We start from the raw sequence: 9,315 nt of genomic DNA on the forward strand, positions 1-9,315 counted from the left end.
AACGTCAAAACAAACAGAAATGTGCCCGTAGCTCAGCTGGATAGAGTGTCTGACTACGAATCAGAAGGTCGTGGGTTCGACTCCCTCCGGGCACACCATAACCAAGTAATTGCAATGGTTCAAAGCCATTTGAAAGCTATAAAAAGTTGAAAGCAGACTCACTGATTGTTTAGTTGAAAATAGACTAGTCAGTGGGTTTCTTTATTTTTTGTTTTCTTCTCTGATTAGTCGAAATCTACTATGAAAGGAAGAAAGAAATGAGGATTAAACTAACGGCACCTAGCAGTAAGACAAAGACTATCAGTGAAGGCTTTAAGGAGTTCAATAGGTATTGCAGAGTAAAGAATCTATCAGAGAAAACACTTGATTTTTATGAAGAGTGTTTAGCCCGCTTCTGTAAATTCTACCCTGAAGAAGGGCTATTGTCCAACATAACACAACAAACAGTTGAGGACTATATCTTATTTCTAAAAACGAATACCGGCTTCAATAGTGTATCAATCAATTCATCATTAAGAGGGCTTAGAGCGATTTTATATTACTTCATGAAGACTGAGCATGTACCAGAGTTCAAGATTCAATTAGTAAAGTCTGAGAAGAATGTAAAGGAGACTTATACAGAAGCGGAATTAAGACTGCTTTTGAAAAAGCCGGACATAAAGCACTGTATCTTCACAGAGTACAGAGATTGGGTAATAATCAATTATCTATTGTCCACTGGGAATAGGCTCAACACAGTGATTAATCTGAGGATAGGAAACATTGATTTTGAAAATAGTGTGATTATGCTGGAAAAGACAAAGAATAGAAAGCAACAGGTTGTACCATTAAGCAAGACATTAAATAAAGTTTTGGCTGAGTATATACAGTATCGAAAGGGGGAATTGACTGATTATCTATTCTGTAGCATATATGGGGAAAAACTTACATCTAATGCTTTAGGGCATTCCATAAGAAAGTACAACATCAAGAGGGGAGTAGGTAAGACAAGCATTCATCTTTTCCGCCATACCTTTGCGAAGAACTGGATACTTGCAGGAGGTGACATTTTTAGATTACAGAAACTACTAGGACATAGCAGTATGGATATTGTTCGTGAATATGTGAATATGTTTTCGGATGACTTGCAGAAGGACTTTGATAGGTTTAATCCACTAGAACAGATAGCTTGTAATGGCACATATCTTAAAATGCGATAGAATGAAAGGATGGTACATATGGATAAAAACACAATAATTAATGAGTTAAGAGAACTTGGAACAGGCATGATTTTAGGATACGGCTTCACAAGCGCACTTTCATTCTGCGGTGGATATGCAACATTGATGTTAAAGGGGCCAGTAAACAAACTGCCAGATGAATTGCTTGCTAAGGTATTCTTCCATTCAATAGGACTATGCGATTTAGAGGATTTAATCGGATATGTGGTTGATAATGAGTTGCTAGAGAATGGAACTATACACTATAATGAGCGATAACTAGAATACATATGTATTGGAGGGTGTTTTTAACACCTTCCACTTTTGTCTATAGAGGTATAATAAATACTATGAAGCCATAAGAGCATTAGTATTGTTCAAATACTTAAACTTTGCACCGGGAACTGGATAATTTGAAAATAGTGTGACAGTACATTCGTTTCTCAGTATCCTTCCCCTCCCGACAGCCTGAATTATCTCACTCTCAATAAAGTAAAACTGAATATTTCTTAATGACTCTTGCTTATAAGTTTGGAAGCGGAACTCATAGCCATTATACTGAACAAGCTGATAACTCATTTCACAATCATTATCATTAAATTCAATTCCTAGTACATGAGCAAATAACAGATACCTTATTGGATTAATATGTGGTGTTCCCACTACAGCAATGTTTTCTCCAGAGTATTTATTTAATCCAGTAACTGAGCCAAAAGTAGTAGCTATGTCATTAAAATGCTTCGTGTGTTTCTTAAATGTTATCACAGGCTGATTTCTGATGATGGGTTTAATTTTTTCAATCGACTCAGGGTTATTCTCAATACTGTATCTACTGTAGCTCTTTTGAGGATATTGAATAAGCTGTCCTTTGCTTTCAACATTCCCAACATCATAAAAATTAAGTCTATTACCAAACAAAAGTTTACATATGCTTTCATTGGCTGTCGCACTTAACATGATAATTTTTGTGTCAGGAAGAGTCCGCTTTTTCATATAATAGATGATATCTGTCTTTTGTGTTTCACCTCCTATCCTAATGAAAGAGTCGCAATCAAGGAAGTCAAGCACATTAGATTCGATATACTTGCTGGAATATACAATATTATGAATCATATGGTGTTCATAAAGTCCACATTTGTGCATATTATGGATTATCCCATATTCAGCAGACTTAGCAAACTCATACGGAACCCTATACTGATTGTATAGTTCGGTTGCAAAGCATTCAGATTCCAGATTACTTAAATCTCTTAATGAAACGGAATCTTGCCTTAGAAGCGAGAAAGTTATGTCCTCATCAATGATTACTGTTTTGTTGTTCCCAAGGTCATTAAGGTGCAACAATCGCTCGTGAGTAGTGACAATAGTGTCTTCGGTATGTTTCATGTTCTCTAGTTCATTAAAATAGGCAATTACTTCTGCATTGTTTTCTTCATTAATAATTTTTCTCAAATACATTTGAACACCTTTCCAGTTCCCTTTTTGATACAATTTATTAATCACTTTTGAGTGATTATCGGGCAATTCCGGAAATTCAGGTGTAGCAAATGCTTTGTAGCCTGCTTCTTTTATTCTTTCTACTACTTCAGCTTTAAGAGCATGGTTAGGTACAGCAATAATTACATTCTTTAAACCAAGATATTTTTCTGTCTTCCCCAGACCTGGAGGACTTTTGATTACATGAACATTACTTCCTTCACTAAATAATGCGTTACTGAAGTATTGAGATAGTTCCGCTTCAGCTTCTGACAGAGTTTTTTGCTGTGGCTGGTTGACAACTCTTATATACCCCCTAGGTAGTTTTGATTGCTCTATCATATTCTTTGTATGCTCACACTCATTGCAGAAAGGACAGAAGTTAATACAATTATGTGGCTTGTAATCCTTCTTGATGATATAGTTACAATAATACTCCCATCTTTCTATATCGTACTCCTCTCTAAGGTGTAAGGCTTCTATAAACCGCTTCTGACCTCCCTTTATTGCCATTAGATTTGTGGCAATACCAAAAAGTTCGTTATGATAAGCCCAATGTGTTCCATTAATAAACCCCTTGTATAGTGGGCAATTATTTTCTAGGTCGTGCCAATTAAAATCTCTAATATATTTCCGCTTAAAGTGTATGCTGTCAATTTCATATTTTGGTAGTTTAGATTTACTATACCCCTTTACAGATTGCTGTTTGACTTTTTCTGAAAAGTAAATTGCATATGAATTTTTGACGAAATCAGGGCATGTCTTATTATTAATTATTATAGGAGTCGACGCATTTTCGTCAAATTGTGAAGCGTTATCGTCAATGGAAATAACATGAGGGAGTCCATTAAGCAGATTCACTCCTACTGATTGACAATAACTTTTCATTTCTCTTGAATAGTTTGATTTGTCTTTCATGTGTAGATACAGAGACAGGCTTTCAATCAATCCAGGAACATTTATAGTGCTGTTAAAGTCAGAGTGGATTATTCTCTTACCACCAAAAAAAAGCCTGCAAGAGTCCTTGCACATTGGGTCAGATTCATTAAATATTTTCATTAGTGCAAATTGTACCAAGTCTCTTATTCTTTTATCTGTTACTTCATGTTCAAGAATAAATACTGCTCTAAACTTGTTATACTTTATACTTGTGAATGTTGAATACACAAATGCAGGGAGTAGTCTTAAATTTCTACATCTATCAAGGAACTCATCGATGGAAATAGTACCATCAAAGTCCAGTGCAAATAATTGCTGACCAGCCCAGTAGTTATCCTTCCGTATAATTATTTCTTCAGTATCCTTGTTGAAGTATGCTGGTGTAAAAGATTTTCCATTAGGATATGTTAGTTGTTGTGCTAATTCCTCAACCTCAATCTCAACAGCTAAATTTGCAATTCTGTCTGAAATTACTGGAATGTAAGTTTTCTCTGGTTTCTCTAAGAAATTTTCTAAATCTAAACATAGTTTCACTCTCATAGATATATACCCCCAAATTAATAAGTGAGCAAGTGCAAATCTACACTTGTCCTGTACTCTTATTAATCGTTTTTTGAGGACAAAAAGCGTCATAGAAATATATGGAAATTTATACCAATACTTAATAATTAGGTTGCCAAATTCAAGGATATATGTGTACAATAATGGTATAAATACAAATTAATGGTATGGTGTTAGGGGGGGTAAAGCATGGCTAGATATAGAAAAGGTATAGATGATTGTTTGCTTAGGTTAGCTAAACTACCAGATGAAACACAAACAATTATTAATCAGTTTCTTAGCGACAAAAAGGATGGTGGGTCGCGAAGCACATACTTCACACCTATACTGACAATATTCGAATTGACTGAGAATGAGCATATTAGTGAACTGACAGTGGATGATTATGAGACAATGTTATCGTACTACGGTGAGGGAACTACAGGCTACAGGTGCGTAAAATCCTTTTTCAAATATTTAGATGAAGAATATCTATTAAATGATGAGAAACACTTATTCAGCAAGAAATTTCGTGAAGAGCGTAGGCTCACAAGGCAAAAAACTCAAAACAGCAGAAGTAAATCTGCAAGTATAAATAGTGAGTATATTCCGGCATTAAATTTTGAGCAAGTTCAACAATTAAATGAGTTTATTAATTTTGATTTTGATGATATTAGCAAATTGCAGTGTTCATTTATTTGTTATATGCTATTTTGCACAGATTGCCCAGAAAAAGTGCTAGAGAAAGAAGTAAAGGTTTCAGACTATATGAATGGTAGAATTAGGTTAGCTTCTGGTTACGAATATGAAGTTCCAGAGAGGTATGAACCTATGTTTAATAAAATGAGAAGCAGAGAAATTCATAATGGATTTGGCAGTTTATATAAGTACTTAAGACCTATAGAAGCAGTTTTAAAAGTAGATAAGGTTGTTCCCCAAGTAATAATCAATGCTAGGAAACAAAATAAAATGAAATGCGGTTTATGTGGTAAGGAGTACTTCAATACCGCAGACAATTGGAAGAATATAGAGAGTAGAATTGTGTGCACGAATTGTGCAGAAGCATTAAAAAAAAAATTTAACTACAATTTGACCGATTTAGAAGAAATTAAAATTAATAGAACCAAGATTGGGGATGAAATTGAGAAGTCTGCTATTTTATATGACTATGATAAATTAAAGCATAAACTGATGGGAAAGCAAGTTGATTTTAAAAGGCTAAATGAGTTTTTCGATTTTATTGGAAAACTTGGTGAAGCATATGTCTACAAGCGTGAAAAAGAAAGACTTAAAGGAAAAAAATTGGCAGATTTGGTATCAGATAAACCATCGGCATTTCCCCAATATGGATATGATATACTGTCTTATACCGATGATGGTGAGGAGATATATATTGAGGTAAAAACTGAGCCGAGAGATAAAGAAAATGACTTTTTCCTTACTGATACTGAAAGAAGGATTGGTGAGAAGTATACAAGAGAAGGGAAAAAATATTGGGTGTATAGAGTACATAATATTTTAGCAGAGGATGAAGCAGAAGTAAGGGTAGACATTATTAAGGACATTTTTAACAATCCTATGTATGAATTTTCACCATACAGTTGGCGTATTCATAAGAGTTAGTCACTAAATTCACAGTTTGATTTACATACGAGTTAATTCTACCAATTTGCTATATAAAGAGCCTAGTTGAGTGCAATATAAGAAGTCAAAGACTTAAATAAGAAGCCAGACTTCTATTGGTATTACTTGCTTTGCAAGGATTATCTTTAATTCTATCCTATGCAAAGAGAAAGATAATACAAATAATTAGCATTACTTCGTTAGAGCAGTACACACGAGACAATTTATTTTCTAGCAGTAATTGTTGAGTACCCCCATGCAAAATGACAGGGTACTTGATTATTTATAGGAGTTTTTACCCCCCCCTTGTACCGCTGATGTTGAATATCCTAAAAACAATTGAACATCGTGTTCCGAAGTTAAAACATAACTTACTGTAGTAGTTATAATGATAAATAAGATAGACTAACTGTTTTGTATCAGTTGGAGTATTATGGTAATATATCAATAGGGACAAGATTAAACTATTACAAGGGGGAGTAAGGTAATGGAGGAATACTTTCTGGTTGGCATTATTGCGCTTCTAATTGTGTTTTTCTTAAGTAAAATGAAGAGATTAGAAAACCAATTTGGAGACCTTCTAAAAATGGTAGGGACATTGAAATTTAAACAGTTTGAGCATGAAACACAGCTACTAAATAGGTCAGGGGTATATATACCAGAAGATTCAGCAGAATTTGTTTATAACATCCTATGGAGTATTATTGATAAAAAGCAAAAGGAGTTCTTAGAAAATGAATATAAACAGAAATGTCCAGCACATATTCCAATTTGGAAGTTCGTTTTATATAACTATAGATTGACTACAAAGGTAGTACAGAAGGAACCATTAATGGATATGAGTAGCACAGAAAAACTTATGTCAAACATGTATGAGATAGAACAGGCTACAAAATCTTATTTGAAAGCACAAGAGAACATACAAGAAGATATTAAAGATGTGCTTAAGAGCATGAAAAAAACAGATACAGATATGACTGAAGCTATTGGTGAAGTAACCTCTAAGTTGGAGAAAATTGAAGGCGATGTACAGTCAATCAAATAAGATTAGAATTCCGAAAAAAGGCAAATAAAAGAAAGTTAAACGGCAGAGTGAGAATATGCGCTACTAAAGGAAAGACTGTGATAGATTCACGGTCTTTATTTATGCAACTAAATGAGTTTTAATGGTTTACCTGTTGTTTGTTTGTGTGGAGTATAATCTAAACAAACAATATAGAACATAGGTAAATTAGTTTGTTTGAAATTATAAATTAGAATTATAAACTAATGTTTGCAAATATACTTGAATTCAAACAAACAATATGCTATGATTATTTTGAAATTGCAAAGGAGGTTTTAAAATGAACATAGCATACATAAGAGTAAGCACAGCAGAACAAAACGAAGACAGACAGCTTGAAGCAATGAAACAATACAACATTGAGAAATACTTCATTGAAAAGGCGAGTGCTAAAGATACCAACAGACCTAAACTATTAGAACTGCTAGAGTTTGCAAGAGATGGGGATACGGTTTATATTAAAGACTTCTCAAGACTTGCCAGAAGTACAAAAGACCTTCTGGATTTGGTTGAGCAATTAAACACTAAGGGAGTAAAGCTGATAAGCCTGAAAGAGAATCTAGATACGCATACAAGTACAGGAAAGCTAATGCTTACAATGATAGGTGCAATATATGAATTTGAAAGAAGTAACCTTCTGGAAAGACAAAGAGAAGGAATAGTCATTGCTAAAGCTAACAACAAGTACAAGGGGCGAAAAGAGATTAAAAGACCTGACAACTGGCAGGAAGTATATAGTCAATACAAGTGCAGGGAATTAACGGCTACTAAAGCAATGGAGAAGTTAGGCTTAAAGAAGAACACCTTTTATAAGTTAGTTAAAGAGCATGAAGGCAGGTGAAAACCTGTCCTTTTTCCTGCATAGAGGGTTGGGTTTGCAAGTTTTGATTGTTTACTTTTGTGTAAATAGGGGGGTAGTACTTCCGTTCCTACCAAATAGAAAATTTATGAACAGCCAATGATAGCAAGCATAGTGATTTTAATAACTTGGAAATCTAGCTTCCCAATAAAAAAGCAGTGTGAATGAATCACCTGCTATTATGTCACAGAATAAATTAATTTGACAGTGTAAATTTATTTTAAATCAATGTTGGTAAAAGTGTAGTCAATGCTAGTTTTATCTCCAGTACTCATATCAAGATATCCTTCACGGTAATCACCATGCTCAACTTTATAATTACCAAGATAATATGAGTATCTGAAAATCAATACATAGTTAGGTTTTATTTCAGGCAGTTTAATTGGTTCTGATAGCTCACCGTCAGTTTGAATATGCTTGACATATCTTGGCTCGAATTTATATGGTACGGATATCTTGTAGTCAATACTGCTTTTGCCTTCCGGAATAACTAATTTAATTGTCTTTCCATAATCAAAGCCAGCACCACGACTAACTACGGAAGGGTCAGAGTTTGCATTAACTAAAGCGACAATTTCAACATTAAGACCGCCTTTTGGGGCTACTTTTCCATCAGGGATTATTACTTTTCCTGATATATTATGAGATGCATCTGATTTAATATCCAGTGTTCTATTGGTTTCATTCCACTCTACAAGGTAACCCATGTATTGAAAATCTTCTGCTGATATCATTGTCTTTCCGCCTATATTTACGGAATCGATTGGTTTACCATCAATATAGGTTTTGATGTCAGTATAGTAGACTTTTCCAATAACATCACCAATTTTCAAAGGCTTTGCTGCAATAGTTATTAAAGTGGTAATTAATAAGGCTAAAACAACAAGCAGGACTAATGTTTTTTTTCGCATATGTAACCCTCCCAAATAAATCATTAAATGAAACATGAGTATCACTAAGTAAATATTATCATTTTGTGCTAATACTTGCTTCAAGTAAATATTTCCATTATTGAAGTGTTGGAGTAATAAATATAGACAACACAAATATTGATGTAAAATATATAAAAATATTATTGGACAGTATTTTTACTCAGATAATTTATAATGGTAAATATGTAAAAGGAATGGGAGTCAAACACTTAACACTTAGCTAAATTAGAAGTATCGTTCTTCCACTACCCCCTCTTGCAGAACAGAAACACATTGTGCAAAAGGTAGGCTAACTTATAGCATTATGTGATGAGCTAGTAAAGAACATTGTGCAAATAAAAAGGATAGTGAATTGTTAATGCAATCTGTATTACAGGAAGCATTTAAAGAAGCTAAAATGCCATATTGACAGCAATCTGGAAGCCATGTATAATGAATTAAAACTAAAGAATCAGTAGTACTGCTTTACGATTAAGAATCGGAAACCTAGTAATTACAATGGTTCAAGCTCAGCTGGATAGAGTGTCTGACTACGAATCAGAAGGTCGTGGGTTCGACTCCCTCCGGGCACACCATTTATTACGTATTGTAGAAACCTTGAGAAATCAAGGTTTTTTGTTTTTTGGCGAAATCAAAAACAGGCAGGTGACTTCCTGCCTGTTGTAAACAATCTTCCTATACCTT

The 9,315-nt window shown here is 34.1% G+C and carries 7 protein-coding genes and 1 tRNA gene; 6 read left to right on the top strand and 2 right to left on the bottom strand.

All coding sequences use genetic code 11. The features are described 5' to 3' along the window. Positions 1 to 21 precede the first annotated feature (21 nt). The 3 genes from ACESM9_RS12445 to ACESM9_RS12455 all read left to right on the top strand — a co-directional run bounded on the left by ACESM9_RS12445 (position 22) and on the right by ACESM9_RS12455 (position 1,478). Positions 22 to 98 (top strand) — tRNA-Arg (locus tag ACESM9_RS12445). A 159-nt stretch (positions 99 to 257) separates the two neighbouring features. Then, a complete protein-coding gene (locus tag ACESM9_RS12450) occupies positions 258 to 1,199 on the top strand; it encodes a tyrosine-type recombinase/integrase (RefSeq protein WP_372999110.1) in 942 nt (313 codons plus the stop codon). Positions 1,200 to 1,217: 18 nt separating this feature from the next. Then, positions 1,218 to 1,478, top strand: coding sequence for a hypothetical protein (locus ACESM9_RS12455; RefSeq protein WP_372999113.1), 261 nt, complete (start codon positions 1,218 to 1,220; stop codon positions 1,476 to 1,478). A 69-nt stretch (positions 1,479 to 1,547) separates the two neighbouring features. On the opposite strand, the gene ACESM9_RS12460 is transcribed toward ACESM9_RS12455, so the two are convergent. After that, entirely contained in the window at positions 1,548 to 4,154 is a 2,607-nt protein-coding gene (locus ACESM9_RS12460; RefSeq protein WP_372999117.1) for a hypothetical protein, read from the bottom strand. A 210-nt stretch (positions 4,155 to 4,364) separates the two neighbouring features. On the opposite strand from ACESM9_RS12460, the gene ACESM9_RS12465 reads away from it, so the two are divergent. From ACESM9_RS12465 to ACESM9_RS12475, 3 genes are all read left to right on the top strand, one after another. Next, complete coding sequence (locus ACESM9_RS12465) at positions 4,365 to 5,777, top strand: DUF3883 domain-containing protein (protein WP_372999120.1); 1,413 nt, start codon at positions 4,365 to 4,367, stop codon at positions 5,775 to 5,777. Between the two features lie 487 nt (positions 5,778 to 6,264). Beyond that, a complete protein-coding gene (locus ACESM9_RS12470; RefSeq protein ID WP_372999123.1) occupies positions 6,265 to 6,822 on the top strand; it encodes a hypothetical protein in 558 nt (185 codons plus the stop codon). Between the two features lie 298 nt (positions 6,823 to 7,120). Next, positions 7,121 to 7,681, top strand: coding sequence for a recombinase family protein (locus tag ACESM9_RS12475; RefSeq protein WP_372999126.1), 561 nt, complete (start codon positions 7,121 to 7,123; stop codon positions 7,679 to 7,681). Positions 7,682 to 7,914: 233 nt separating this feature from the next. Here the strand turns inward: ACESM9_RS12475 and ACESM9_RS12480 are convergent, their stop codons facing one another. Further along, positions 7,915 to 8,610 (bottom strand): hypothetical protein, encoded by a 696-nt coding sequence (locus ACESM9_RS12480; RefSeq protein WP_372999129.1) that lies wholly within the window; start codon positions 8,608 to 8,610, stop codon positions 7,915 to 7,917. Positions 8,611 to 9,315: the final 705 nt, after the last annotated feature.

Source organism: Lutispora sp. (assembly GCF_041687175.1).
Classification (GTDB): Bacteria; Bacillota; Clostridia; order Lutisporales; family Lutisporaceae; genus Lutispora.

Bases quoted from the DNA above. Each gene is read 5' to 3' on its own strand.
- ACESM9_RS12455 (WP_372999113.1), top strand. From the start codon at position 1,218: ATGGATAAAAACACAATAATTAATGAGTTAAGAGAACTTGGAACAGGC.
- ACESM9_RS12460 (WP_372999117.1), bottom strand. From the start codon at position 4,154: ATGAGAGTGAAACTATGTTTAGATTTAGAAAATTTCTTAGAGAAACCA.
- ACESM9_RS12450 (WP_372999110.1), top strand. From the start codon at position 258: ATGAGGATTAAACTAACGGCACCTAGCAGTAAGACAAAGACTATCAGT.
- ACESM9_RS12470 (WP_372999123.1), top strand. From the start codon at position 6,265: ATGGAGGAATACTTTCTGGTTGGCATTATTGCGCTTCTAATTGTGTTT.
- ACESM9_RS12475 (WP_372999126.1), top strand. From the start codon at position 7,121: ATGAACATAGCATACATAAGAGTAAGCACAGCAGAACAAAACGAAGAC.
- ACESM9_RS12480 (WP_372999129.1), bottom strand. From the start codon at position 8,610: ATGCGAAAAAAAACATTAGTCCTGCTTGTTGTTTTAGCCTTATTAATT.
- ACESM9_RS12465 (WP_372999120.1), top strand. From the start codon at position 4,365: ATGGCTAGATATAGAAAAGGTATAGATGATTGTTTGCTTAGGTTAGCT.